The following is a 25311-nucleotide window of genomic DNA, read 5'->3' on the forward strand; positions in this document are numbered from 1 at the left end:
TTGCTGCCTCAATACATCGTGAGTCGATCGACCGACGCTGCTGCCAGCACCCTGGCAACAGCGTGCGGTATGCCGTTGGCTTGCCACAACAAAAGGCCTGATCATGTCCACTGAACTGAGCCGCCGCGGCGCCGTCGTGTTGTCCGCCGTATGTCTCGCCTGCCTGATGTTTGGATTGGAGATATCCAGCATTCCGGCGATCCTGCCGACGCTGGAGCGGGTGCTGCATGCCGACTTCAAGGCGCTGCAATGGATCATGAACGCCTACACGATCGCGGTGACCACGGTGCTGATGGCGATCGGGACGGTGGCGGACCGCTACGGGCGCAAGCGCATCTTCCTGGTCGCGATCGCGGCATTCGGCATCACCTCGCTGATCTGCGGCGTCGCCCAGAGCGTCGAAATGCTGATCATCGCCCGGTTGCTGCAGGGCCTGAGCGGCGGTGCGCTCTTGATCTGCCAGATCGCCGTGCTGTCGCACGAATTCCAGGGCGGCCGGGTGCGCGCCGTCGCCTGGGGCTGGTGGGGCGTGATCTTCGGCATCGGTCTCGGCTTCGGGCCGATCATCGGCGGTGCTGTGGTCGCGCTGCTGAGCTGGGAATGGGTATTCCTTGTCCACGTGCTGTTCGCAGCCGTCGCGTTCGTGCTCACGATCGGCGGCGTGCATGAATCGAAGGATCCGAAGGCGAGCAGCCTCGATGTCGCCGGCATCGTGACGATGTCGCTCGCGGTGTTCTGCCTCGCCTTCTACATCACGCAGGGGCCGGATCTCGGCTTCGTCAGCCCGAAGGGGCTCGCGATCCTCGGCGTCTCCGCGCTGAGCTTCATCGCATTCCTCGTTGCGGGGAGAGTGAGCCGGCGGCCGATGTTCGACTTCTCGGTCTTTCGCATCCCGGCTTTCTCCGGCTCGATCGTCGGCTCGGCCGCGATGAACCTCAGCTACTGGCCTTTCATGATCTATCTGCCGATCTGGTTTCACGCCGGACTTGGCTATGACAGCGTGTCCGCCGGCCTCGCGCTGCTCGCTTACACGCTGCCGACGCTGGTGATGCCACCCTTCGCCGAGCGCCTGTCGCTGCGCTACCAGCCGGGCCTGGTCATTCCAGCCGGTCTGTTCACCATCGGCGTCGGATTCATGCTGATGAAGTTCGGCAGCGCCGCCGCACAGCCCGACTGGCTGACGATGCTGCCGGGCTGCCTGATCGCCGGAATTGGCCTCGGCATCACCAACACGCCGGTCACCAACACGACGACGGGCTCGGTCTCGAGCGACCGCGCCGGCATGGCCTCCGGCATCGACATGAGCGCGCGGATGGTCTCGCTTTCGGTCAACATCGCCCTGATGGGCTTCATCTTGGCGAGCGGCGTGCTGGCGCATCTGAAGGCCGTGCTGCCCGCGCTGGACGGCGCGCAGCTCCGCAGCATCGCGGAACGGATCGCGGCCGGTGATGCCGCATCCGCGCCGGAGCTGACCGGCCCTGTCGTGCACCAGGCGCTGGCGAGCGGCTTTGGCTGGGTGATGCTCTATGGCGGCACCGGCGTGTGGATCATGGCCGCGTTGAGCTTCCTGATCTTCAGCGCTCGGCCGGTGCGGCAGGCCGAAGTTCAGTGCACCAAGTGAACCTGATGTCGCCGCGCTCGCCCCAGGACAGGGGCGGGCGGGCAGCGGAGATCACTTCACGAGGGTCAGCAGCGGCTTGTCCTTCTCGACGACATAGGTCGCAAGCTCGCTGGCGGTGACGCTGCCGACGTTCCTTGCCGCATGGATCGTGCCTGCGGGGATGAACAGCACGTCGCCCGCCTTCAGCGTTGCCGGCGGTCTGCCGTCGACATCGTATTCGAGCGTCCCGGCGAGCACATAGATAATCTCTTCGCCGGGATGCGTATGCCGGCCGAATGCCTTGCCGGGCGCGATGTCGACACGCGCCTGGACGGCTTCACGTCCGGGCGCGCTGAGGTCGTGGCGTTGCAGGTCGGTTCGCGTGAAGCCGGCCGGCTGCTGCGCCTGGGCCGTCGGTATCGTCAGGAAACTTCCGGCGATCAGGGCCGCTCTTGCGAGCAGGCGCGTCGCCGTCATCAGCTTGCTGGTCATGTTGAACTCCGGGGTTGTCTTCTGGACTTGTCCGACCGCGGACCGGCAGGCCGCCGGTCCGCGTCGGAGGTCGTCATGCGATCGTCTCAGACGAGGGTGGTGGTGACGTCGATGTTGCCGTGGACTGCCTTGGAGTAGGGGCAGATGCCGTGCGCGGCTTCGATCAGCTCCTGGGCAACCTCGCGCTCGACGCCGGGAACGTGGACGTTGAGGCGCGCGCTCAGGAAGAAGGCGCTACCGGCCTGGTTCAGATCGATCTCTGCGTCGACCTCGGGCTCGCTCGCGAGCTTGACCTTGCGCTGTCCGGCGGCGAGCTGGATCGCGCCGATGTAGCAGGCCGACCAGGCGGAGGCGAACAGGTTTTCGGCGGCGGGGTGCGGCTGCGGCAGCTTGACGTCGAGGAAGCCGTCGCGCGAGCGGGCGGCGCCGTTCGGGCCGGCGGTGACGTGGGTCTTTCCGGTGGCGAGAACCTTTGCATTGGCGGTCATGGCGAGCTCCTTTGGTTGAATATAAATCGTATCCGATCTAATCGGACGCGCGTTGAAATAGGCCTCGCGCTTGACCATGTCAAGCACTTCCGATTTAATCGGATGCGATTTATATTGGCCGAGACTTCACAAACTCCGGAGACGCCCGTGACCCGCACCGCCAAGGCCGAGACCAAAGGCCGAAAACTCTCGAATTTTCTGTGCTTTGCGGTCTATTCGGCCAATCTGGCCTTTGGCCGCGCCTACAAGCCGATCCTGGACGCGGTCGGCCTGACCTACACCCAGTACATTGCCATGATCGCGCTGTCGGAGGGCGACGAGCAGACCGTGAGCGAACTCGGCGAGAAGCTGTTCCTGGAATCCAACACGCTGACGCCGATCCTCAAGAAGCTGGAGCAGAGCGGCTACATCAGCCGCGTCCGCGATCCCGCCGATGAGCGGCAGGTGCGGGTGAGCCTGACGGCGGCGGGCCGGCGCCTGCTCGAGAAGGAGATCAACGCGTCCCTGGTCGACGCCACCGGGCTCGGAGATGAATTTCCGATCGTGCAGAAGAGCGTGGTCAGGCTGCGCGACAATCTGCTGCACCACACGCGCGGCGATTCGAAGAAGGGCTGATGCTGCGGCAGCGGCGCGCCGATACTTCACGACGTGCTGCCGGATCAAATTGTAACGGGCTGTATCCGCGCCGCGTCGTTCCGCACTTTCGCCACGGCGCAACCGGCAACTCCGCTCCGCTTCTGGATGACGCGGAGGAGAGTTCAGCTTGCGCAGAATGTTGCCATCCGTCTGCGGGATGATCGCGACGGCGAGTTTGCTTTGTACGGCAGCGTCGTTTGCCGTGGCGCAACCGGCCTCACTGGATCGAGCGCAGCCATCGCCGCGCGCAGGCGGCGATCGTTCGCCGGCGGTCGCGGCCGAGATCTGGGACGCCAATCATGATGGCGTTTACACCTGCGACGAGTGGAAAGCCTATCTCGGGCGGCTGTTCGATCGCGCCGACCGCAATCACGACGGACAACTCACGCCTGCGGAGTTCGAGGGCGTTCGCCGCGCCGGCAGCGCGCTCGCCGATGCGGATTTCGGTTACTTCGACGAGAACCAGGACGGCAAGATTACCCGCCGCGAGTTCGTCGAGAAGCCGAACGAGTTCATCCTGCAGAACGACAAGAACGGCGACTGCCGCGTCACGCCGGACGAACTGAAGGATTCCGGAACCGAGCAGAAGCGGCCGGGCGGCAGAGGCAAGCGATCCTGAGCTTCGGTCTAGCCGGACACGAGCTCGGGAAGCGTGGGGCGCGTCGGGCTTGCCCCGCTTCGATCCGATCCAGGATGCACGGCCCCTGGCAGTTTGATCCGGACAAGCAGGCCGTGCGGTGCATTGTCGTGCAAGGAAAGCTCGCCGCCGTGGCCGCATACCATGGCCTGAGCGATCGAAAGGCCGAGCCCGAAGCCGCTCTTCTCGTCCATGGTGCGAGCCTCGTCGCCGCGGACGAAGGGCTTCAACATCTCGGCCCGGCGGTGCTCCGGAATCCCCGGGCCGTTGTCCGATACGTCGATGGTGGTGTGATCGGCGGATGCGGTCAGCCGGATATCGACTTCGCTGCCGAACCGCAGGGCATTCTCCACCAGGTTCGTCACGGTGCGGCTGATATCGCTCGGGCGGATCAACAGCGTAGCCCTGAGCGGGCCGTGGTAACGCACGACGTGGCCGCAATCGGAGAACCGCTCGCTGATCGTCTGCAGCAGGGCGGCTACGTTCACAAGGGTCGGTTTCGCCGCGCTGCCGCCGCTCAGGAATGACAGCACCGATTCCAGCATGGCCTGCATCTGGTCGAGGTCGTGCAGCGTCTCCGCGCGCTGGGTGTCGTTCTCGATGTATTCGGATCTGAGCCGCAGCCGGGTGATCGGCGTTCGCAAATCGTGACTGATGGCGGCGAGCATGCGCGTGCGGTCATTCATCAGCGTGGTGATGCGTTCGCGCATCCGGTTGAGCGCGACTGCTGCGGCACGGATTTCCTCCGGGCCGGTCTCGGCAAGCGGGGCGGCCGCTTGGCTGATGCTGAAATTCTCGGCAGCGCGGGCAAATGCCGAGAGCGGAGCACTGAGCGCGCGGCCGGCCCACACGCCGAGCAGCGTGACGCTGACGAACAGGAACAGGAATGTGCTGACCCAGAATACGCCGAAGAAGGGCGGCATTTTCGTCGGGCCGATCGTCGCTTCGAACAGCGCCCCGTCCGGCAACCGTACCGCCGCCGGCGTGGTCTTCGACGAAAACTCCAGATCGACATCGTCGACGCCTGATATCTCGGACGAAGCATCGCCGGACAAGCCTGGAGCTGCGTCGCGCAGTGTGAAATGCAGCCGCGGAAACGCCCGATCGGCAGCCTGCAACAGCCTTGCGCGCTCGCCAGCAGGGGTCTCGGCGAGAAGCCTGGCAACCAGCTGGAACTGATGGATCGGCCTGTCCCCAAACGATCTCGGTTTCTGGCTGGTGAAATAAAGCCCGATCAGCGCGTGGATCAACACCAGCGAAAACAGGACCAGCGCGGCGATCTGGCCGCTGATCCGCCGGAAGCTGAAGAGTGCGGCAATCCTGCGGGTCCAGCTCATGCGTCCTCCACATGCGGCGTGAAGATGTAGCCGCCGGTGCGCACCGTCCTGATCACCGACGGTCCTTCGCCGGTGTCGAGCTTGCGGCGAAGCCGGCTGACGAGCACGTCGATGCTGCGCCCGAATGGGCTGGCCGGCCGGCTGCGCGTCATGGTCAAGAGGCCATCCCGCGTCAGGATCCGGCCGGGCCGCTCGCAGAACGCCTGCAGCAGGTCGAACTCGGCGCTGGTCAGCGGGACCTGGGCGCCGTCGGGATCGCGCAGTTCGCGCAGGCGAAGATCGACGGTCCAATCCTGGAAGCGCAGGCGCGCGGCGCTCTGGCCGGAGCGTCCGGCAAGACCGGCCTGGGCCTGGCGGCGCAGCACCGCGTTGATCCGCGCCAGCAGCTCGCGCGGATTGAAGGGTTTGGCGAGATAGTCGTCCGCCCCCATCTCGAGCCCGAGGATCCGGTCGAGGTCCTCGCCCTTCGCCGTGAGCATGATGATTGGAATCGTCGAGTCGCTGCGAAGGCGCCGGCACAGCGTCAGTCCGTCCTCTCCCGGCAGCATGAGATCGAGCACCACGAGATCGAGGGAGTGCCCGGCAAGGTAACGATCCATTTCCCTGCCGTTCGAGGCGGTGGCCACCAGGCACGATTGGTCGCGAAGGTAGCGGGCAATCAAGTCTCTGGTCGGCAGATCGTCCTCGACGACCAGGATTTTTGGCGTATGTGCGAGCATGGTTTGCGACTGGACCTCGTCATCAGGGCATTTGCGCGCGTTGCAGCGCGCTGGCTTAGCCACCAATCGACCAGCATGCGCATCGCTTGTGGGCGGCATTGCGCCTTTTCGTAAGCATAGTGTTTCTGAACTGTAAGCGGCGCTCGCGGCCGGAAACAAAACCGGGACCGGGGCTGCGTCGTACAGCGCTCACAGTCCCCAATCACTGGAAATAATCCCGCAATCCAGCAGCCACACCGCAGCCATCACGATCCCGTCACAACGGGTGGCTTGTTCGCGAGGTGTGGAATGAAGACGTGGCGAAGCTTTGTCGCGGCGATTGTGCTCTCGGGCCTTTCGATCCCGGCGACGTCAGTGATTTGGCTGTTGTTGGCGCCGGTGGCGGCCCAATCGGTTGATGCGATCGCGATCGAAGGCAACCGGCGGGTAGAGGCGGAGACCATCCGCTCCTATTTCAGGCCGGGGCCGGGCGGTCATCTCGATCAGGCTGCGATCGATGACGGGCTCAAGGAGCTGGTCGGGACCGGGTTGTTCCAGGACGTCCAGATCAATCACGCGGGTGCGCGGATCGTCGTCTCGGTCGTCGAGAACCCGGTGATCGACCGTGTCGCGTTCGAGGGCAACAAGAAGGTCAAGGACGAGCAGCTCTCGGCCGAGGTGCAATCCAAGCCGCGAGGCACGCTGTCGCGACCAATGGTGCAGTCGGATGCGCTGCGGATCGCCGAGATCTACCGCCACTCGGGCCGCTACGACGTACGTGTCACGCCTGAGATCATCGAACGCTCGAACAACCGCGTCGACCTCGTCTTCACCGTCGACGAGGGCGCCAAGACCGGTATCAAGACCATCGAGTTCATGGGGAACAACAGCTTCACGGCCGCGCGCCTGAAGGATGTGATCAAGACGCATGAGACGAACTTCCTGAGCTTTCTCGGCAGCGCCAACATCTATGACCCCGACCGCGTCGAGGCCGACCGCGACCTGATCCGCCGCTTCTACCTGAAGCATGGCTATGCGGACGTGCAGGTGGTGGCCGCGCTCGCCGAGTATGACCGCGAGAGCAAGGGCTTTCAGGTCACGTTCAAGATCGATGAGGGGCAGCAGTATCGCGTTGCAACGGTAAGCTTCCGCTCGACTGTCGCGGGCTTCGATCCGAGCATCCTGCGCTCACTTTCGCGGGTCAACGAAGGCTCGCTCTACAATGTAGAGGCGATCGAGAAGTCGGTCGAGGACATGCAGATCGAAGCGTCGCGCCGCGGCTACGCCTTCGCGGTGGTCCGTCCGGACGGCGACCGGAACTTCGAGGCCCACACGGTCGGGATCATGTTCCGCGTGGAGGAGGGGCCGCGCACCTATATCGAGCGGATCGACATTCGCGGCAACGGCCGCACGCGCGATTACGTGATTCGGCGCGAGTTCGATCTCTCCGAGGGCGATGCGTATAACCGTGCGCTGGTCGATCGTGCCGAGAGGCGGCTGAAGAATCTGGACTACTTCAAGACGGTCAAGATCACGACCGAGCCCGGCTCATCGAGCGATCGGGTGATCCTGATCGTCGATCTGGAGGAGAAGTCGACCGGCGACTTCTCGGTCTCGGGCGGTTACTCGACGACCGACGGCGCGCTCGCCGAGGTCAGCGTCTCCGAACGCAACCTGCTCGGCCGCGGTCTGCTCGCGAAGGCGACGGTTAGCTACGGCCAGTATTCGCGCGGCCTGTCGCTCTCCTTTGTCGAGCCGTATCTGCTCGACTACCGCGTCGCGCTCGGGCTCGATGCGTATTACAAGGAGCAGCTGCCGACCGACTACACGACCTATGGCGTGAAGACGATCGGGTTCTCGCCGCGGCTGGGTCTCGCCTTGCGCGAGGACCTGACGCTCCAGCTGCGCTATTCGCTCTATCAGCAGGAAGTCTCGCTCGATAGCGCCTATAACAACTGCAACAACAATGCCTCCAACACATCGCTCGCATTCAATCCGACACCTGCTTACATCAAGAATGTGCTCGGCGGCGTCGATCCGACCAACTCGGTCTCATCAGGACTCTATGGATATGGTTGCTACGGCGACGGCGAATCCACCTTGCCCGTGCGCAAGGAGCTGGCTGCGGGCGCGACCTGGACCTCGCAGATCGGCTATACACTGACCTACAACACGCTCGACAACACCAAGAACCCGACCGACGGCCTGCTGATCGACTTCAAGCAGGATTTTGCCGGCGTCGGCGGCGACGTGACGTATCTGAAGAGTGCGGTCGATGCGAAATACTACACGCCGCTGGTGTCCGACCTCATCGGCCTGATCCATCTGCAGGGCGGCGTGCTCACCAAGGTCGGCGACAACGATCTGCGCATGCTGGATCATTTCCAGATGGGGCCGAACCTCGTGCGCGGCTTTGCCACCAACGGCATCGGGCCGCGTGACATCACTTATGCGAGCTTCGGGGCGGTCGGCGATGCGCTCGGCGGCACCAAATATTGGGGTGCGTCGATGGAGCTGCAGATGCCGTTCTGGTTCCTGCCCTCGGAGGTTGGGCTGAAGGGCGCGGTTTATGCCGATGCCGGTTCGCTCTGGGGCTACGAAGGGCCGACGTCGTGGACCGCGACCGGCGAGGTCAACACGCCGGCGTGCCCGACCTGCGGCTTGCAATACGACGATCAGAACGTCGTGAGAACCTCTGTCGGTGTCGGTCTGATCTGGGCGTCGCCGTTCGGTCCGCTGCGCTTCGACTACGCGGTGCCGATCACCAAGGGCAAGTACGACATTGTGCAGGAGTTCAGGTTCGGCGGCGGGACGTCGTTCTGAGGCGATGGCTTCGCTTGCAGCTCGACGTCGAGCAGGGCGTTCCGCATCGTGAGGCCGCGGAGTGACGGCCTGATCAGGCCACAGGCGGGGTGACACCATCGAGCGTCGCAAGCAGGAAATCGGCGCGCGCAGATGGCGATATCTTCGGTAGGCCGATGACGTCGTAGCCGAGCATGGGAAGCGTCTCCGTCAGCCGCTGATACTCCGCCGTCGCCGCCTCGAAGTCGTGCCGTCGCTCAGCGTCGGCGACGTAGATCTCGGGCCACGGCGGCGTCATGAACACGCGCGCGTGGTAGCGATGGTCGAAGCAGATCGGGCGCAGCACCGGTTCGCCCGTCAACGCCTCCAGCGCCGACGCCGCGTCGACGAGGCCGCGATCGAAGAACACCCATCCGGATTGAGCCTCGGCGATCGCCATATCCTTCAGCGCGACGTCAATGGCGCGGCGCAGGAAGGCCGCGGTATCGACCCAGGGCAGGGCGTTGCCGCCCGACACAAGCTCCTCCGCGATGATGCGGCGGCCGGGCTCTTCGACGACCGGATAGCCGCGTCCACGCAGTTCCGCCAGCAGGGTCGATTTTCCGCCGCCGGAGCAGCCGGAGATCAGGACGAAGCGACTGTTCAAGAGGAGGTCCTTTCCTGGCAACGGAGAAAGCAGAGTGGCGTTCCGCGGTCGCGGAACGTCTGACGGCACTTGCATGTCTGGGGGATTGTCCGGAGATCGCTCGACGGGCGCGATCAGGTTAGCGTTCGGAGCGAGCGCAGGCAACATTGCTGGAGGTGCGGGCCGGAATCGAACCGGCTCATGGCGGTTTTGCAGACCGCAGCGTTCCCATTTCGCCACCGCACCCGAGCGAGGCGCGTGCGCCTCGCCTTAATCCTTGAACGGATCGAACTCGCCTTCGCCCGCCATGGCCACGGCAAACGGCCGCAGCGTGTGCAGCACCTTCACCGTTCCGGCATGCCGGGCAAGCACCTCCGGCAGGCGCCGATAGGCCATCGGGCTTTCATCGAGATCGGCGCCAACCAGCGTGACGCCGCGCTCGTTGAGCCAGCGGTCCATCTCCTCGCGCGTGAAGCGGCGCTTGGCTTCGTTGCGGCCGAACAGCCGGCCGGCGCCGTGCACCGTCGAGTAGAGCGAGGCCTTCGCCTCCGGACTATCGACGCCCTCGAGAATGACGGCATCATCGCCCATCGACCCGCCGACAAATCCCCGCTGGCCGGGGAACGCCGGCGTCGCGCCCTTGCGCACCACCCACAAATCCCTGCCGTCATGCGTTTCTCGCCAGGCATAGTTGTGGTGGTTGTGCACGGAATCGGTGACCTTGCCGCCGATGATCTGGCGGACACGGTCCACGACCCACTCGCGGCCCGCATAGGAATAGCGCCCGGCGAGCTGCATCGCGGCGATGTAGCGGCGCCCGAGTTCGGAATCCTCGTCGACGATGGCGGGCGGAACGTTCATTCCGTCCTTGCCGCCGGCGGCCTTGAGGTAGCGGGTCGCGCTGGTGTGCCCGAGCCCGCGGCTTCCGAAGTGAACGCCGATCCAGACGAAGCCGGCCTCGTCGCGCATCAGGTCGACATAGTGGTTGCCGGAGCCGACGCTGCCGAGCTGGCCGATCGCCTTCTGCCGGTAAGCCTCCATGTCGCTTTCGCGCCAGGCGTCGCCATCGTCGAACAGCGCGTGCTCGACCTTCTCGATGTTCTTCCGGCCGATGCCAAAGGAGATCACCTTGGCAACGTCGCGAATGATGGTCGGGACGGTCGCACGGATGTCGTCGAAGCGCACATCGAGCCGCGCGGCCATGTTGCCGCAGCCGATGTCGAAGCCGACGCCGGAGATGCTGATCTGCTTTTCGTAGGCGATCACGCCGCCGACGGGCTGGGCGTAGCCGAGATGGCCATCCGCGCAGATCACGCCGGACACGACGTTGCCGACCGCCATGCAGTTGCGCATCTGCTTGATGGTCGCCGGATCATGCTCGCCGTACACCGTCAGCGGCGCGTTCTTGAAGCGCTCCTCCTGCGGGCGCAACATCGCAATCTCCGCCGAGGCCGCATCGGCCTCGCGCGCAAGCTTCTCCTTGCGGGCGGCATCGCGATACAGACACCAGGCCGGTTGGCCACGGCCTTCGCCGACGCGGGAATCCGGATCGACGCCCGCGGCGAGGCAGAGTTCGCGGGCGCGCTCCCGGTAGGGATCAGATCGTCGCATTGTCTTGGTTCCTGCTGAATCTGGATCAGCCGCGCGCATTCCACGCGGCCATTCGGGATTGTTGCTGCCGGAGTTCGACCAAGCCGCGCGTGGGCAACAAAAAACCCTCCGAAGCGGCTGGCTCGGGAGGGTCCGTGAAGTACGGATTGTCGATCGCGCCTAAGCGAGACCGCTCCCATGAACCGGGCATGCACAGACGATCGGCCGTAGACTGGCTGACAGTCGGCGGATCCGTTCGTATCCTTGCTGCGGTATCGGTTGCATCGATTCGCTCGCATTGGTTCGCGAACATGGCGCTCGCGAGGGCCGCCGAAATATGCCTGCAACCTCTGAATGTCAAGTGGCGTGCACGAGCGGTTCGTGTGATCGCGCCGCGCTTTCATGACGTGAAGCGATTCCGCATTCCGGGTCGCGCGGCCGGCGGTACTGGAGCAGGGCGGTGTCGACGCTTTGGAAAAGCGCCGATCCCTTATGTAGTTTGTCGTCTAACACTGCTATTTAGGGTTGTTACCGGACACCCGGTCCAGTTCATGATCAAGAGGGGCGCACCCGTGCAAAAGGTGATTTCCATCGCTGCCATCATGTTGGCGGTTCTGTTCGCGGCGCTACCGGCATTCGGGCAGGGCTCGCCGCCAAGTGAAGCCGCACGAAAAGCCGAACTGGTGGCCGCCTGGCAGGCTGCGAGCCAGGCCGGCACCGCTGGTCCCGCAGACGTGACGCTGATCGATCAAGCCAGGCTGAAGCTGCCGGAGGGATATTTCTTCGTCCCGAGGACCGAGGGGACACGCGTGTTGCGGGCGCTTGGCAATCTCGTCAACGACACGACCTTTGTCGGTCTTGTCGTCGGCACGCACCAGAACGATCAGTGGATCGTGGTCATTCGCTACGTCAAGGAAGGCTACATCAAGGATGATGATGCGAAGAACTGGAACGCCGACGAGCTCTTGAGCAGCATCAAGGAAGGCGTTGAGGAGAGCAACAAGGATCGCGTCGCGCGCGGCTTCCCTGAATTGGAGGTCGTCGGATGGATCCAGCCGCCGGCCTACGATGCCGCGACGCACCGCCTGGTGTGGTCGATGCTGGGCAAGGACAAGGGGCAGCCCGATAGCCTGCCTAAGGGCGTCAACTTCAACACCTATGCGCTCGGACGAGACGGCTACTTCAGCCTGAACCTGCTGTCGCAGTCCGATCGCATCGAAAGCGAAAAGCCGGTCGCGCGGGAATTGCTCGGCGACCTTTCCTACAGTGAGGGCAAGCGTTACGAGGATTTCAGCGCCGGCACCGATCGCGTTGCCGCCTACGGCCTCGCTGCACTGATCGGCGGGGTTGCCGCCAAGAAGCTCGGGCTGCTGGCGATCGCGACGGCGTTTGTCCTGAAATTCGCCAAGGTGATCCTGATCGCCGTTGCGGCATTCGGCGCCGGCATCATGAAATTCTTCCGTCGCAAGCCGCGCACCGATGTGGGCGGTGATGTGACGTGAAGGCGCTGCTGGTTCTTCTTCTCTCGGGTCTCAAATGGGGCAAGCTGGCTGCCAGCGGCGGCAGCATGCTGCTGTCGCTCGTGGTCTATGCGACGATATGGGGCTGGCGCTACGCCGCGGGCTTCATTGCATTGTTGTTTGCGCATGAGATGGGGCACTACGTTGCCGCGCGGCAACGCGGCCTCGATGTTGGGGCGCCGGCTTTCATTCCGTTCATGGGCGCCTTTATCGCACTGAAGGACCATCCGGAGGATGTCGAGACCGAGGCCTATGTCGCAATCGCAGGTCCCGTGGCCGGAACGGTCGCGGCGCTGGCGGTTTATCTATGGGCGCGATCCGAAGACAGCGGTCTTCTGTTGGCGATCGCCTATTCGGGCCTGTTCCTCAATCTGTTCAATCTGCTGCCGGTGTCGCCGCTCGACGGCGGCAGGGTGACGGCGGTGCTCAGTCCCCGGATCTGGTTCGTCGGCGTGCCGATCCTGCTGGCATTGATGCTTTACCGGCCGAGCCCGATGCTGCTGATCGTCGCGATCCTTGCCGCGCCCCAGCTGGTCCAGGCGTGGCGCTACGATCCTCATGCTCCGGAGAACATCGCCTATTATGGCGTTCCGCTTCAGACCAAGCTCGAATACGGCGCCGCCTATCTCGGACTTGCAGCGCTGCTTGCGATCATGACCTATGACGTCCATGAGATGTTGAGTCGGATCGCCCATCCGGCATGACGAGAGGAAGACACGTATGCCGCGCCGATCGATCATCTGTATGGGGCTGCTTCTCCTCGGCTTCGCGGGCGTCGGTTCGCCGCGCGCTGCCGAATCCGGCGCACCTATCCGGGTCGGCGCCGTGCTGCCGTTTTCCGGCGGCGTCGAGCTGTACGGCGAGCAGGCCAGGCTCGGGCTCGATCTCGCTGCCAAGGACATCAACGCGGCCGGCGGCATTCTCGGCCGGCCTGTTGAGATCATCTATACCGACGACAAGACGCGGCCGGAGGCGGCCGCTGAGGCCATGCGTTCGCTGGTCGAGCAGCAGGGTGTACTGGCCGTGGTCGGTCCGATCACCTCGCGCAATCTGAATGCGCTGGTGCCGCTCGCCGAGAGCTCGAAGACGCCGCTGCTCTACGCCACCAATTACGAGGGCGGCAAATGCAGCCGCTATCTGCTTTCGTTCGGCGCGGTGCCGAACCAGGAACTCGGCCAGCTGCTGCCCTACATGACGCAGACCTTCGGCAACACGTACTTCCTGCTCGGCGCCGACCGGGTCTGGCCGCATCAGATGTTCGACATCGCGCAGCCCTTGATCGAGAAGCTCGGCGGCAAGGTGGTCGGGACGAGGTACACGCTGGGGACCGAGATCGACTTCTCACCGCTGATCAAGGAGGTCGCGGCGAGCAAGGCCAAGGTGCTGCTGTTCGCGCTGAAGGGCGACGGGATGGACTTCATCCGGCAGGCCGACGAGGCCGGGTTGCTCAAGGATATCACCGTCGCATTCCTCGGACTGTCGGAAGTCGACCTCGGCATCTTCCGCGGCAAGGGCCAGAACATGGTGACGGTGGTGCCGGCGGTCGCAGCGAGCGAGGATCCGGCCGTGAAGGCGTTCGTCGCCAAGGCGCGCGCCGCCGCGAACCCGGGCGTCGCGGTGTCGAACTATGTGATGACGCACTACAACACCCTGATCGCACTCAAGGCGGCGGCCGAGAAGGCCGGCAGGCTCGACAAGGAGGCCATCATCGACGCGATGGCCGGCCTCACCATTGCGTCGCCGACCGGGCCGGTGACGCTCGGCCAGGATCACCATGCGGCGATGAACATGTTCATCGCCAAGACGCAAGGTACCGAGCTGGTGCAGGTCCGGCCGCTCGGCGAGATCGCGCCGCACCCCGGATGCGGTTTGGCTGGCCGCTGACGCTCGGCCGGGCATGAGCCTTGAAAGCCGCACGCTCGCAAAAAAGTGAGCCAGGGCGGTCGTCCGCTGTCGGTTCCACCCCGGTTCGTTCGTCTTCCAGCCAGAACGCACTGCATGGGAGTTCCGGAATGACCAATTCAGCCTATCGCTGGGTGATCGTCGCGGCCGGCGGCCTGCTTGGCTGCGTCGCGATCGGCGGCATGTTTTCGCTGCCGGTGTTCCTGCAGCCGATGGCGCGGGAGACCGGCTGGTCGGTGACCGGCATCTCCAGCGCGATGACGATCGGCTTCCTCGCAATGGCCTTCACCAGCATGATCTGGGGCACGCTGTCCGACCGCTTCGGGCCGCTTCCGGTGGTGCTGACCGGATCGGTCGTGCTGGCGGCAAGCCTTGCGCTGGCTAGCCAGGCACCGTCGTTGCTGGCATTTCAGTTTCTCTTCGGCGCGCTGGTCGGCGCGGCAACGGCCGCGATCTTCGCCCCGATGATGGCCTGCGTCACCGGCTGGTTCGACACCCATCGCAGTCTTGCCGTCTCGCTGGTGTCGGCCGGCATGGGCATGGCGCCGATGACGATGTCGCCGCTCGCGGCCTGGCTGATCTCCAACCACGACTGGCGGACGTCGATGCTGATCGTCTCAGGCGTGGTCGGCGCGATCATGATCCCGGTCTCGTTCCTGGTCCGACGCCCGCCGGCGCTGCAAGGCGGCCACGCTGAAGCGGCGAGCTCGAATGGTGAGCCGTCGATGTCGCTGGCGCAGGCGCTGCGCTCGCCGCAATTCATCATCCTGATCGCGACCAATTTCCTCTGCTGCGCCACCCATTCGGGGCCGATCATCCACACGGTGAGCTACGCGGTCACCTGCGGCATTCCGATGGTCGCCGCGGTGACGATCTACAGCGTGGAGGGGCTCGCCGGGATGGGGGGGCCGCATCGCCTTCGGCCTGCTCGGCGACCGTTTCGGCGCCAAGCGCGTGCTGGTGCTGGGACTGCTGGCGCAGGCATTCGGCGCGCTCGGCTATGTCTTCGTGCGCGAGCTGGCTGCGTTCTATGCGGTCGCGGCGATCTTCGGCTTCATCTATGCCGGCACCATGCCGCTGTATTCCGTGCTGATCCGCGAGAATTTTCCGCTGCGCATGATGGGCACCGTGATCGGCGGCACCGCGATGGCCGGCAGCCTCGGCATGGCGACCGGTCCCTTGGCCGGCGGCCTGATCTACGACACCTTTGCGAGCTATACGTGGCTCTACGTCGGCTCCTGGGCCGTCGGCCTCGGCGCGTTCCTGATCATGATGACCTTCCGGCCGATTCCGGCGGCGCGGCCATCGGCGGTGCCCGCGCCCGCTTGAGGATTCGATGCGTGACGTGATTGTCCGATCACGTCACGCCGATCACGCGCGGCTGCGCTTCGGGCGCCGGATGGCGCGCACCTTGTTGTTGGTCGAGCCGCTGCCGCAGAAGAACCGGTCTTTGCCGTCGGACTCAAGCCCGGAGACGAACACGCCCTGCGGCATCTCGAGCCGTTCCATCACCTCGCCGGTTTGCGGATCGATGCGCCGGACGTCGCTCTGATCCTCTTCCCAGGTGCCGTGCCAGAGTTCGCCATCGACCCAGGAGACGCCGGTGACGAACCGGTTGCTTTCGATGGTGCGCAAAACCTTGCCGGTGTCCGGATCGACCTGAACGATGGTACGATCGCGATACTGGCCGACCCACAGCGAGCCTTCCGCCCAGGCAAGACCTGAGTCGCGGCCGCCGCCGGGTGAGGGGATCGTCGACACCACGCGTCCGCTGTTCGGCTCGATCTTCAGGATACGGTCCTCGGCGATCTGATAGAGGTGCCTGCCGTCGAAGGCGGTGCCGGCATGGGCCGCGATGTCGAGGGTGCGGGTGGTATTGCCGCTGTCGGGATCGAAGGCGACCAACCGGCCGCCGGCCGCGAACCAGACCTGCTCGCCGTCGAAGCTGACGCCGCCCACGCTCTCGACGCCTTCGAAGGCATATTCCCGGATGATCTCGGCCTCGGACTTCTTCATGCGGCGCTCCTGTGATTGCTCCCTGATGCTAGCCGTTCGGCAGCGGGGCAGGGAGTAACAACGTCGTCGTGAATCCCGGCACCGGCGGCGTCATCCAGCGCCGGGCGCGGGCGCGGCCGACCGACTGCACCTTGCCCGTGGCGGCCAGAGCGTCGAGCGCGCGCTGCACGGTGCGCTGGCTCGCGCCCAGCGCCACCGACAGCGCCGAGCTCGACCAGGCCTCGCCGTCGGCGAGGAAGGCCAGCACCGCCGCGTGCTCCTCCTCGACCGGCAGCGCCAGCACGGTGACCTCGCGGCGGCCATGCGGCTCCAGCACGAAGCCGTCGGGCGTCGCGCTGAGATCGGCGAGCGGCAGCAAGGCCCGCCGCAGCCGTCCGATCTCGACCCGCAGCCGCGCACGGTGCGATTCATCGGCATGCTTGCCGCGAAACGCGCGTGCGATCAGCGTGCCGCGCGACACGTCCTGCGGCCACGCTTCGCCGAGCGTGCGGGCGAGGGCGAACAGCACCGGCCGCCGCGTCAGCGAGACCGTGGTCCGGGAATCACGCACGACGTAGCGGCAGGCATCGACGACGAGCGCCTTCGATGCCATCAGGGCCTCGACCTGCTCGAGCAGCAGCGGCCGCTCGTGGCCGCGCGTGATCAGGCGTGCCGCCGGCGTGGCGAGCAGATTCGCAGTGCTCTCCACTTCGGCCGCAAGCTCGGCGATGCCGGCGCGGCGTGCGGCATCCCTTGCCCGTGCCAGCGCCTCGCGAGCCGGCTTCGTCCGCAGCCGCCGCATCGCGATCCCGGCGACGACCAGTTCATGTCCGACCCGCAGCGCCGGCGGGAAGGGTGCCGGGTCGAGGTCTTCAAGCATGCGTTCGGCCGCATCGAGGCTCCCGATCAGCAGCAAGCGGCGGATTTCCAGATAGCCGGCGTGGGCGGCGTTGAGCGCGTCGCCACGCGCCGCGAGCGTCGCGCGCGCCGCAGCAAGGCTCTTGCTGGGAAAGGAAAGGTCGCGCGACACCAGTGCGATCTCGGCTTCGGCGACCACGCAGCGCGCCCGCGCGATGGCTTCACGCGGACCGAAGGCGCGGCCCGCGCGCCGCAACAGCTCCTTGGCGCGGGTGAAATCGCCGAGCCGGGCCATCGCGATGCCGCGCAGCGCCAGCGCCGGCGCATCGTCGCGCAGGGCTACCCGTTTCAGTGCGCCGAGGGGATCACCCGCCGCGAGCGCGCGCGCCGCAGCGGTAATCAGCGAGTCCATTCGAATCCCGACACACTTGTCACTCTCGCCCTCCGAGGCCCGGTCCTAACCTAGCACATGACGACATGGATCATCTCCAGAGAGATCGAATGATGACCGGAATCGAGACACATGAGGATTGGTTGAAAGGCCGGTTCGGCGGCCGCGGTGCCATGGTCGCGCGCTGGCTGTCGCTGACGGCGGCGCCGACCTTCGCCGTGATGGCGCTGGTGGCCGCGCTGGCGCCGGCCGACATGATCTGCGGCGCCATGCAGGGACCGCTCTCGTTGCAGGGCATGGTCCCGATGTACGCGCTGATGAGCGCATTTCATCTGGCGCCGTGGTTGCGCCTGTTCCGATGACCGGCTCATCCCTCCGGCAGGGTGAAGACCACGCAGGGCCGTGCGATGCCGCGCAGCTCATGGGTGCCGAGCGCGACCAGTGGCGTCTCGGTCTCGGCGGCAAGCGCGCCCGACACCAGAACGGTCTGCTCCAGCGGCTTGCACAGGCCTTCCAGCCGGCTGACCAGATTGACCGCGGCGCCGATCGCGGTGAAGTCGAGGCGGTCGGCGGCGCCGATATTGCCCCAATGTACCTCGCCGAGATGCAGCGCCACGCCGGATGGCAGTGGCGGCAGGCCGTGCTTGCGCCGCTCGGTATCGAGATGCGCCATGCCGACGCGGGCCGCCGACACCGCGCGCAATGCCGCCTCGCATGCGCTGCGCGCGCTCGTCGTGACCGGAAAGATCGCGAGCAGCCCGTCGCCGATGAATTTCAACACCTCGCCGCCGAAGGCGTGGATCGCGCCGGCGATGCGGTCGAACCAGGCGTCGAGGGCGGCGATAACCTCAGCAGGCGGATGGCTTTCGGAGAGCGCGGTGAAGCCGCGCAGATCGGCAAACAGCAGCGCCGCGCGGATGGTTTCACCGGTGTTGCGCCGCAACGGCGATGCCAGGACGCGCGCAGCGCTGCGCCGGCCGAGATAGGCCTCCAGCGCCGCCGTCAATGTCGCGCGCGCCGCGAGCGCGGCGAGCGGTGCGGCCGTGAAGCGCGCCGCCTCGCGCAATTGATCCGCCTCGGCCGGCGTGAAGGCGCGGGTCCCGATCCAGCCGAGGGTCGGGCCATCCGGCCGCGTTCCAATCGTGTCCTCGTGGATGGGGCCGGGCGCGAGGCTATTGAGCCAGCGCCGGCCGGCATCGCCGGATCCGACCATATCGGGCATTGCAAAGGGCTGTTCCGGCGCGAAGCCGAGCGCCTCGATGACCTCGCCATTGCCGGCGCGCCACAGCCAGGTGCGCCTGGCGATCAGCGGGTGCGGAACTTCGAGCGTCAGCGCACCGCCGGCAAGCGGCAGGCCATCCGTGATAAGGTGGCTACCCAGATCCGCCAGCAACCGGTTGGCGCCCGCGGTCTCGGCGGCGGCGTCGACCAGCCAGCTCAACGTCGAGGACAATTGCATCACCCCATCATGGGGTTGACGCACCGCCCTTGTCACGAATTATCCCTGAAGACCACCGTCCATGGAGGATGGATCGATGACTGAAGCCTTCATCGTTCAACGCGAGATCCAGATCGCAGCGCCGCCGGCAACCGTGTTCGCCTTCCTGACCGATCCGCAGAAGATCGTGAGCTGGATGGGGCTCGAGGCCGAGACCGAGTTGCATCCCGGCGGGCTCTATCTGCTCAAGGGCGTCTCCGGCGATCTGTCGCGGGCGGCACGCGGCGCATTTCGCGAGGTCGTGCCGGTGCACCGTCTCGCCTACAGCTTCGGCTGGGAGGGCGGCGCGGAGGTCCCTCCGGGATCGAGCCTGATCGAGATCGACCTGATCGGCAAGGACAGCGGCACGCTGTTGCGGATGACCCATAGCGGCCTGCCGAACGCCGAGCAGTGCGCGAGCCATAGCAAGGGTTGGACGCACTACCTTGCCAGGCTCGCGCTCGTGGCCGCTGGGCGAGCTCCAGGCCCCGACCGCGGTCCGCACGCCTGAACCGACACGCTGGTGCGGTTCAGTCGGTTCGCTCATTTGACGTCGAGCGTCGCACGCAGCATCCAGGCATGCTTCTCGTGCGCTGTGGTGCGGACGTTGAGCATGTCCATCGTCGCCTGATCGCCGGCGGACTCGGCGACTGCGAAGGCATCGCGGATGGTCCTCACGGCCGTCTCGTTGTCGTGGAGCAATTCGGCCACCATCGCCTCCGAGTCGAGGCTGGCATATCCGTCCTTGATCGCCGTGAGCTTGGCGAATGCGGAATAGGTTTGCGGCACCAGTTCGCCGAGGGCGCGGATGCGCTCGGCGACATCGTCGAGCGCCTGCCATTGCTCGCGATATTGCCCTTCGAACAGCGTGTGCAGGGCCTGGAACATCGGACCCATGACGTTCCAGTGGTAGCCATGCGTCTTCAGATACAGCGCGTAGGTGTCGGCGAGAACCGTCGAGAGCGCCGCCGCGATATTCGTCCGCTCGGCCTCGGCGAAGCCGGTGTTGACGGCAATCGTCATGGTCTTCTCCTTTGCGGTTCGGATTGAAATTCGGCGCGCAGTCATGTCGGCCATTTCGAGCCGAGGATGATCGAGCAGAAGTTCACCCGTGTGTAGTTCATGTCCTTCAGCGCCAGCACGTCGGCCTTGACGTTGCCGAAGGTGGTCAGCGGCTTCTTGATGGTGCCGGCCGCGAAATGATCGATGATGTTCTCCTTGAAGTTCGCCTCGCGCGGATGATGCGCGCAGACATGGTCGCGGTGCTCGTGCGCGAAATCGTCATAGGCAATGCCGAGCACGTCCATCTCGACGCCGGCGGTGACCAGCGCGACGGTCGGGCGCATATGCTCGGGGATCCCCGGTGTGGTGTGCAGCGCGATCGAGGCCCAGACATCATCGATGTCGCGTTCGGCGACCCCGTAGCCCTTGAGGAAGTCGCGCGCGGCGTTGGCGCCGTCGACCTCGAAGCGCAGATCGGGGCTGGCATGTTCGGCGGTGAGGCCCATGTCGTGGAACATGGCGCCGACATAGAGCAGCTCGGGATCGAACTTCAGCTTGCGGCGGTTGCCGGTCAGCGCGCCCCAGAAGAACACGCGGCGGCTGTGATTGTAGAGCAGGTCGTCCTCGGTATCGCGCACCAGCTGGGTGGCGGCACGGGCCATGGCGCTGTCGGGTACACGGATGCCGGCGATGATCTCGGTCATTTCAAGACGCTCCTCGATATGGCAAGACGATGCCGTGGCGTGCGAACACGCGGGGCGCGCCAGCGCTCGTCTCTGCGGTGGGTTCGGATCGCCCGGTGGCGTGATCCGTGGTGTGCTTGTCGCCCGCTTTGGCCTGATCTCGCAACGCTCGTGCGCCGCCGGATCGGGCCAACCAGACATCGTTTCGCGCCACAGGCAAGGAAAGGCTGGGGCAGGGAGAGGGTATGGCGGTTCAGAAAGTGGCGATCGCGATTCACGAAGGGGTTCAGGCGCTGGATGTCGCCGGGCCCGTCGATGTGTTCGCGGAGACGAATGGTTTTGTCGCTGATGGCGACGGCTACGAGACGGTGCTGGTCGGCGCCAGCCGCGAACCGCTGCGCGCATCGAACGGCATGAAGATATCGGCCGACCTCAGTTTCGATGAGGCAGAAGAGAAATTCGACATCCTGCTGGTTGCCGGCGGACCGGCCTTGCCCGATGCCGAGCCGGATCCGGCGCTGACGCAGTGGCTGCGCGGGGCGCCCGCGCGCGCCGAGCTCTACGGTTCGATCTGCACCGGTGCCTTCGCGCTCGGCCATGCTGGGCTGCTCGACGGGCACAAGGTGACGACGCATTGGCAGAACGCGCAGCTTCTGGCGGCGTGCTTTCCGGCTGCCGAGGTGATCTTCGACCGGATCTACATTCGTGACGGCAGACTGATGACCTCTGCCGGCGTGACCGCGGGCATCGATCTCGGTCTCGCGCTGGTCGCCGAGCGTCATGGGCCGCAGGTGGCGGTCGCGGTGGCCAAGCGGCTGGTCGTGGTGGCGCAACGCCAGGGCGGCCAGTCGCAGTTCAGCCCCTATCTCACCGCGCCGGTCGACGAGGATTCGCCGATTGCGCGCGCGCAGGCGCATGTCATGCAGCGTGTCGGCGAGCGCCACACGCTGCAATCGCTGGCCGAGGCCGTCGGCATGAGCGTGCGCAATTTCGGCCGCGCCTTCGCGCAGGGGACCGGCATCACGCCGCATGAATTCGTCGAACGCGCGCGGGTCGACGCCGCGCGCCGGCTGCTCGAGGGCTCGGACCGGCCGCTGAAGGCGGTCGCGTTCGATTGCGGCTTCGGCTCGGCCGACCGGATGCGCATCGTGTTCACCGAGCGGCTCGGCGTGTCGCCGACGCAGTACCGCTCGAGTTTTCGCAAATTGTGACGCTGTTCATGAAGGGGAGCATGCCGCCAGCGTAGGATCGAAATTGCCGTTGCCAGCAACACATCTTCGCCCGAGAGGACGCCATGGACGCACTCACGCTCTTCATCATCCGTCACGCCGAAAAGCCCGATGATGGCTGGCCGGGGCCCGGCTTCACCGCGGACGGTGTGTCCGATACCGAGTCGCTTGTCCTGCGCGGCTGGCAGCGCGCCGGCGCATGGACCGCGTTGTTTGGCACCGACCTCGCCAAGGGCGACTATGCCAAGCCTGACGCGATCTATGCCGCGACGCCCGGCACCACGCCCAACCGGGGGCCGAGCAGCCGTCCCGCTGAGACGATCTCGGCGCTGGCGGCGCGTCTTGGCGCGATGCCCAACGAAGGTTTTGGCAAAGGTGATGAGCCGGCGCTGGTCAAGGCGCTGCTGGCGCTGAACGGCGTCGTGCTGCTGTGCTGGGAGCACAAGGCGATCATCGCCGACGTCCTTCCGTTGATACCAGTCAGCAGGGGCAAGCCGCCCACCAAATGGGACGCCAGCCGGTTCGACGTCGTACTGCGCTTCCACCGCGCCAAGGGTGACGACAAGTTCGCCTTCAAGGAGCTGTTTCCGAAATTGCTGTCGGGCGATTCCGACGAGCCGCTGGGTGGCTGAAGAGCGCCGCGGCCGCGCCGGTCAGTCGAGCCCGAGCGCCTTGCGCGATTTCCGCGTCAGCTTTGCAGCGATCAGCGCATGCGCCTGATCGAGATAGGCCTTGAGCTCGGCGTCGGGCAGGACGTCGTTGCCGATCAATTGCACCCATTTGGCACGCGCGAGATACGGCGCCGGCCGCGCGAGCTCCTGCTCGATCAGAAGCTGATAGGCCATGTTCGAGGTCTTGAACATGAAGCCGCCGGTGCTCGCGATGAAGCCGCCGGCCAGCGCGAACATCTTGCCGCCGACCTTGAACACCGACGTGCCTTCCCATTGCACCACCTTGGTGACGGCGGGCAGGCGCAGGCAATGAGCTTCGAAGGTTTTTGGACGCATGAGTCGGAGCGGCTGGAGGGCTGCAAAGCCATAGGCCAGCCGCGTGATCGTCGACAAGCCCGGCGTGAGTCCGCGGTCCCGGGCCAGTTCCGGTCGCTGCTTGTCCGCGGGGCCTCACGAAAACGTGGGTTGCCGCCGCTTCATCTGTAGATATATCGTAAGATATGTTTTCAGTAAGGAATGACCAATGAGACGATCGATGTTTGGCGGCCGGGACGATGACGGATTCCGGTTTGGGTTCTTCGCCATGGGACGGCACGGCCGGGGCGGCCATCGCTTCGGCCGCGGCGGTCATGGCTTCTTCGGGCGGGGTGGCGGCGGCGACTTTCCGGGATCGCGGCGGCTCTCGTCGCAGGATCTGCAACTCGTCATCCTGGCGCTGCTCGGCGAGCAGGCGGCGCATGGCTACGAGTTGATCAAGAAAATCGAGGAGCGGTCGGACGGCTTCTACAGCCCGAGCCCGGGCGTGATCTATCCGGCGCTGACCTTCCTCGAGGAGATCGGCCACGCCAGCGTCACCCGGGATGCGGCGCGCAAGCTCTACAGCGTCACCGAGCAGGGCAAGGCGCATCTCGCCGAGAACCGCGCCACCGCTGACACCATTCTCCAGGCGCTGTCGCGGATCGGCGGCCGCATGGAGGAGGTGCGCGAAGCCTTCGCCGGCGTGAGCGATCTCGATGGCGAATCCTCCGACGACGTGCACCGCGCCCGTCACGCCCTGAAGAGCGCGCTGCGCCAGAAGCGCGGCTGCGATGCCGCCGAGGCGCGCCGCATCGCGAAAATCCTCGACCGCGCCGCCGCCGAAATCCTGCAGCAATGACGCAGTCGCAGCAAAGGAGACCCTTCATGTACAACGCTGAACCGCACAGCGCGATTGCCGACGCCCGCGTCGCTGCCGTCATCGCGCGCCTGCAGGCCACGCGCCGCAGGCCGGCCGCCGGCGGTCCGCGCGGCAATCCGACGATGAGTCGCGATCCTCTCGACTACGCCGAGCAGGGCTTCTCGATCCATCCGGAGCAGGGCGAGCTGATCTATCTGCTGTGCCGCGGCCTGCGCGCCAAACGCGTCGCGGAGTTCGCGACGTCGGTCGGAATGTCGACGCTGTATTTCGCCGCCGCGCTGCGCGACAATGGCGGCGGCAAGGTGATCGGCTCGGAGATCGTGCCGGCCAAGGTCGCAACCGCAAAACGCAATCTCGCCGAGGCCGGCCTTGCCGACTACGCCGAGATCCGCGAGGGCGATGCGCGCCAAACGCTGCGCGATCTCGGCGGCCCGGTCGACTTCATCCTGATCGACGGCTGGCCGGGTGAGAAGGGACCGACACTCGCCCGCCAGGTGATCGAGATCGTTGCTCCGCAGCTTCGCGTCGGTGGCTATGTCATGAACGACAATGCCGAGGCGGATTTTCTGGAGTTCGTGCGCGATCCCAAAAATGGCTTTGTGTCGATCACGCTGCCGCTCAAGGGCGGTACCGAGCTCTGCCTGAAGGTCGCCTAAGGATCGGTTCGGCACGGCGAAGAAATCCTGCTGGCGTGATTGTGAGCTGTAATGAGATCACGCCACGCTGGATTTTGTCGGCGCTTCTTGCTCTGTTCGAGGAAAATCAGGAGCGAAGCGCCGCATGTCCGAAGTCCCGCCGATCCATCCGCTTGATCGCCCAATCTGGAGCGCGCTGACCACGAGGCAACGGGACCTTGCGGAAGGCGGCGCCGAGGCAAGGCGCTTTCCGGTCGCCATCGGACCCTTCGCCGACATGGTCGATATGTCGGCCAATAGTTTTGCCGCGCTCGGCGCACTGCTGTCGGGACCTGATATCGCGGTGCTGTTCACGCCCGATCCGGTCACGGTGCCGCCGGAGTTCAAGGTGCTGCTGGCCGAAACCGGCGAGCAGATGATCGGCACACCGGCGGAGTTTTCTCTACCCGGCGTCGAGATCGTCACGCTCGGCGCCGCTGACGTTCCCGCGATGATGGCGCTGACAGACATGACAAAACCCGGACCGTTCAGCGCGCGGACGCATGAGCTCGGCACCTTCCTCGGCATTCGCGTTGGCGGCGAGCTGGTCGCGATGACCGGGGAACGGATGAAGCCGGGGAATTACACCGAGATGACCGCGGTCTGCGTGCATCCGGACCATCGCGGCCGCGGCTATGCGCAGGCGCTGCTGTCGGAGGTCGGCCGCCAGATCGTGGCGCGCGGCGAGATTCCGTTCCTCCACGTTTTCACCAGCAACGTCTCGGCGATCGCGCTCTACCGCCGCCAGGGCATGAAGATCCGCCGCCGTCTGCACATCACGGTGCTGCAGAAGCAGGGGGAAGGCAAAGTCCGGGAATGATGCCCTG

General features: G+C 65.6%; 26 protein-coding genes, 1 tRNA gene and 1 pseudogene. 15 read left to right on the plus strand and 13 right to left on the minus strand.

Going from position 1 to position 25311, the window contains the following annotated elements; translation table 11 throughout:
* Nucleotides 1-103: 103 nt before the first annotated feature.
* Nucleotides 104-1621: an MFS transporter gene (locus tag ACVIGB_RS51275; RefSeq protein ID WP_456723490.1), complete on the plus strand. Its 1518-nt coding sequence runs from the start codon at nt 104-106 to the stop codon at nt 1619-1621.
* Nucleotides 1622-1672: 51 nt separating this feature from the next.
* On the opposite strand, the gene ACVIGB_RS51280 is transcribed toward ACVIGB_RS51275, so the two are convergent.
* Both ACVIGB_RS51280 and ACVIGB_RS51285 read right to left on the minus strand, forming a co-directional pair.
* Nucleotides 1673-2077 (minus strand): cupin domain-containing protein, encoded by a 405-nt coding sequence (locus ACVIGB_RS51280; protein WP_456725237.1) that lies wholly within the window; start codon nt 2075-2077, stop codon nt 1673-1675.
* 101 nt (nt 2078-2178) lie between these two features.
* The gene (locus ACVIGB_RS51285; protein WP_456723489.1) at nt 2179-2580 is read right to left on the minus strand and encodes an Ohr family peroxiredoxin; all 402 of its coding nucleotides are present in this window, start codon (nt 2578-2580) and stop codon (nt 2179-2181) included.
* A gap of 147 nt (nt 2581-2727) precedes the next feature.
* On the opposite strand from ACVIGB_RS51285, the gene ACVIGB_RS51290 reads away from it, so the two are divergent.
* Both ACVIGB_RS51290 and ACVIGB_RS51295 read left to right on the plus strand, forming a co-directional pair.
* Nucleotides 2728-3195: a MarR family winged helix-turn-helix transcriptional regulator gene (locus ACVIGB_RS51290; protein WP_456723488.1), complete on the plus strand. Its 468-nt coding sequence runs from the start codon at nt 2728-2730 to the stop codon at nt 3193-3195.
* A 157-nt stretch (nt 3196-3352) separates the two neighbouring features.
* Nucleotides 3353-3835 carry an EF-hand domain-containing protein gene (locus ACVIGB_RS51295; protein WP_456725236.1) on the plus strand — a complete coding sequence of 161 codons (483 nt, stop codon included), beginning with the start codon at nt 3353-3355 and terminating at the stop codon, nt 3833-3835.
* Nucleotides 3836-3843: 8 nt separating this feature from the next.
* Here ACVIGB_RS51295 and ACVIGB_RS51300 read toward each other — a convergent pair whose 3' ends face one another.
* Complete coding sequence (locus ACVIGB_RS51300) at nt 3844-5190, minus strand: ATP-binding protein (RefSeq protein ID WP_456723487.1); 1347 nt, start codon at nt 5188-5190, stop codon at nt 3844-3846.
* Entirely contained in the window at nt 5187-5909 is a 723-nt protein-coding gene (locus ACVIGB_RS51305; RefSeq protein WP_456723486.1) for a response regulator, read from the minus strand. The genes ACVIGB_RS51300 and ACVIGB_RS51305 overlap by 4 nt, the downstream gene beginning before the upstream one ends.
* A gap of 288 nt (nt 5910-6197) precedes the next feature.
* Here ACVIGB_RS51305 and bamA point away from each other — a divergent pair, with 288 nt between their 5' ends.
* Complete coding sequence (gene bamA / locus ACVIGB_RS51310; RefSeq protein WP_456723485.1) at nt 6198-8711, plus strand: outer membrane protein assembly factor BamA; 2514 nt, start codon at nt 6198-6200, stop codon at nt 8709-8711.
* A 73-nt stretch (nt 8712-8784) separates the two neighbouring features.
* Here the strand turns inward: bamA and ACVIGB_RS51315 are convergent, their stop codons facing one another.
* From ACVIGB_RS51315 to ACVIGB_RS51325, 3 genes are all read right to left on the minus strand, one after another.
* Nucleotides 8785-9336, minus strand: a complete 552-nt coding sequence (locus ACVIGB_RS51315) for an AAA family ATPase (RefSeq protein ID WP_456723484.1) — start codon at nt 9334-9336, stop codon at nt 8785-8787.
* 150 nt (nt 9337-9486) lie between these two features.
* Nucleotides 9487-9561, minus strand: a tRNA-Cys gene (locus tag ACVIGB_RS51320).
* Nucleotides 9562-9585: 24 nt separating this feature from the next.
* Entirely contained in the window at nt 9586-10926 is a 1341-nt protein-coding gene (locus ACVIGB_RS51325; protein WP_456723483.1) for an RtcB family protein, read from the minus strand.
* Between the two features lie 551 nt (nt 10927-11477).
* On the opposite strand from ACVIGB_RS51325, the gene ACVIGB_RS51330 reads away from it, so the two are divergent.
* The 4 genes and pseudogenes from ACVIGB_RS51330 (at nt 11478) to ACVIGB_RS51345 (ending at nt 15656) form a co-directional block, all read left to right on the plus strand.
* Nucleotides 11478-12407, plus strand: a complete 930-nt coding sequence (locus ACVIGB_RS51330) for a DUF2167 domain-containing protein (protein WP_456723482.1) — start codon at nt 11478-11480, stop codon at nt 12405-12407.
* A complete protein-coding gene (locus tag ACVIGB_RS51335) occupies nt 12404-13129 on the plus strand; it encodes a site-2 protease family protein (protein WP_456723481.1) in 726 nt (241 codons plus the stop codon). Before ACVIGB_RS51330 ends, ACVIGB_RS51335 begins: the two co-directional genes overlap by 4 nt.
* 40 nt (nt 13130-13169) lie before the next feature.
* Nucleotides 13170-14309, plus strand: coding sequence for an ABC transporter substrate-binding protein (locus ACVIGB_RS51340; RefSeq protein ID WP_456749366.1), 1140 nt, complete (start codon nt 13170-13172; stop codon nt 14307-14309).
* A gap of 128 nt (nt 14310-14437) precedes the next feature.
* Nucleotides 14438-15656 (plus strand): annotated as a pseudogene (locus ACVIGB_RS51345) (MFS transporter).
* 42 nt (nt 15657-15698) lie between these two features.
* Here the strand turns inward: ACVIGB_RS51345 and ACVIGB_RS51350 are convergent.
* The gene (locus ACVIGB_RS51350) at nt 15699-16343 is read right to left on the minus strand and encodes a Vgb family protein (protein WP_456723478.1); all 645 of its coding nucleotides are present in this window, start codon (nt 16341-16343) and stop codon (nt 15699-15701) included.
* A 28-nt stretch (nt 16344-16371) separates the two neighbouring features.
* Nucleotides 16372-17592, minus strand: a complete 1221-nt coding sequence (locus ACVIGB_RS51355; protein WP_456723477.1) for a helix-turn-helix domain-containing protein — start codon at nt 17590-17592, stop codon at nt 16372-16374.
* Nucleotides 17593-17744: 152 nt separating this feature from the next.
* Between ACVIGB_RS51355 and ACVIGB_RS51360 the strand changes: the two genes are divergently transcribed.
* Complete coding sequence (locus ACVIGB_RS51360; RefSeq protein ID WP_456725235.1) at nt 17745-17933, plus strand: hypothetical protein; 189 nt, start codon at nt 17745-17747, stop codon at nt 17931-17933.
* Between the two features lie 5 nt (nt 17934-17938).
* Here ACVIGB_RS51360 and ACVIGB_RS51365 read toward each other — a convergent pair whose 3' ends face one another.
* On the minus strand, nt 17939-19030 hold the full coding sequence (locus tag ACVIGB_RS51365; RefSeq protein WP_456723476.1) for an adenylate/guanylate cyclase domain-containing protein: 1092 nt from the start codon (nt 19028-19030) through the stop codon (nt 17939-17941).
* A gap of 76 nt (nt 19031-19106) precedes the next feature.
* On the opposite strand from ACVIGB_RS51365, the gene ACVIGB_RS51370 reads away from it, so the two are divergent.
* A complete protein-coding gene (locus tag ACVIGB_RS51370; protein WP_456723475.1) occupies nt 19107-19559 on the plus strand; it encodes an SRPBCC family protein in 453 nt (150 codons plus the stop codon).
* 32 nt (nt 19560-19591) lie between these two features.
* On the opposite strand, the gene ACVIGB_RS51375 is transcribed toward ACVIGB_RS51370, so the two are convergent.
* Both ACVIGB_RS51375 and ACVIGB_RS51380 read right to left on the minus strand, forming a co-directional pair.
* On the minus strand, nt 19592-20071 hold the full coding sequence (locus ACVIGB_RS51375) for a Dps family protein (RefSeq protein ID WP_456723474.1): 480 nt from the start codon (nt 20069-20071) through the stop codon (nt 19592-19594).
* 41 nt (nt 20072-20112) lie between these two features.
* Nucleotides 20113-20754 (minus strand): HD domain-containing protein, encoded by a 642-nt coding sequence (locus tag ACVIGB_RS51380; RefSeq protein ID WP_456723473.1) that lies wholly within the window; start codon nt 20752-20754, stop codon nt 20113-20115.
* A gap of 224 nt (nt 20755-20978) precedes the next feature.
* Here ACVIGB_RS51380 and ACVIGB_RS51385 point away from each other — a divergent pair, with 224 nt between their 5' ends.
* Both ACVIGB_RS51385 and ACVIGB_RS51390 read left to right on the plus strand, forming a co-directional pair.
* Nucleotides 20979-21944, plus strand: coding sequence for a GlxA family transcriptional regulator (locus ACVIGB_RS51385; protein ID WP_456723472.1), 966 nt, complete (start codon nt 20979-20981; stop codon nt 21942-21944).
* An 83-nt stretch (nt 21945-22027) separates the two neighbouring features.
* A complete protein-coding gene (locus ACVIGB_RS51390; RefSeq protein ID WP_456723471.1) occupies nt 22028-22594 on the plus strand; it encodes a histidine phosphatase family protein in 567 nt (188 codons plus the stop codon).
* A 21-nt stretch (nt 22595-22615) separates the two neighbouring features.
* On the opposite strand, the gene ACVIGB_RS51395 is transcribed toward ACVIGB_RS51390, so the two are convergent.
* Nucleotides 22616-22969: an MmcQ/YjbR family DNA-binding protein gene (locus tag ACVIGB_RS51395; protein WP_456725234.1), complete on the minus strand. Its 354-nt coding sequence runs from the start codon at nt 22967-22969 to the stop codon at nt 22616-22618.
* A 199-nt stretch (nt 22970-23168) separates the two neighbouring features.
* Between ACVIGB_RS51395 and ACVIGB_RS51400 the strand changes: the two genes are divergently transcribed.
* The 3 genes from ACVIGB_RS51400 to ACVIGB_RS51410 all read left to right on the plus strand — a co-directional run bounded on the left by ACVIGB_RS51400 (nt 23169) and on the right by ACVIGB_RS51410 (nt 25304).
* Nucleotides 23169-23789 (plus strand): PadR family transcriptional regulator, encoded by a 621-nt coding sequence (locus tag ACVIGB_RS51400; RefSeq protein ID WP_456725233.1) that lies wholly within the window; start codon nt 23169-23171, stop codon nt 23787-23789.
* A 26-nt stretch (nt 23790-23815) separates the two neighbouring features.
* Nucleotides 23816-24466, plus strand: a complete 651-nt coding sequence (locus ACVIGB_RS51405; protein ID WP_456723470.1) for an O-methyltransferase — start codon at nt 23816-23818, stop codon at nt 24464-24466.
* 124 nt (nt 24467-24590) lie between these two features.
* Entirely contained in the window at nt 24591-25304 is a 714-nt protein-coding gene (locus ACVIGB_RS51410; RefSeq protein WP_456723469.1) for a GNAT family N-acetyltransferase, read from the plus strand.
* The last annotated feature ends 7 nt before the right edge of the window (nt 25305-25311 follow it).

It is taken from the genome of Bradyrhizobium sp. USDA 4341, from assembly GCF_054063755.1.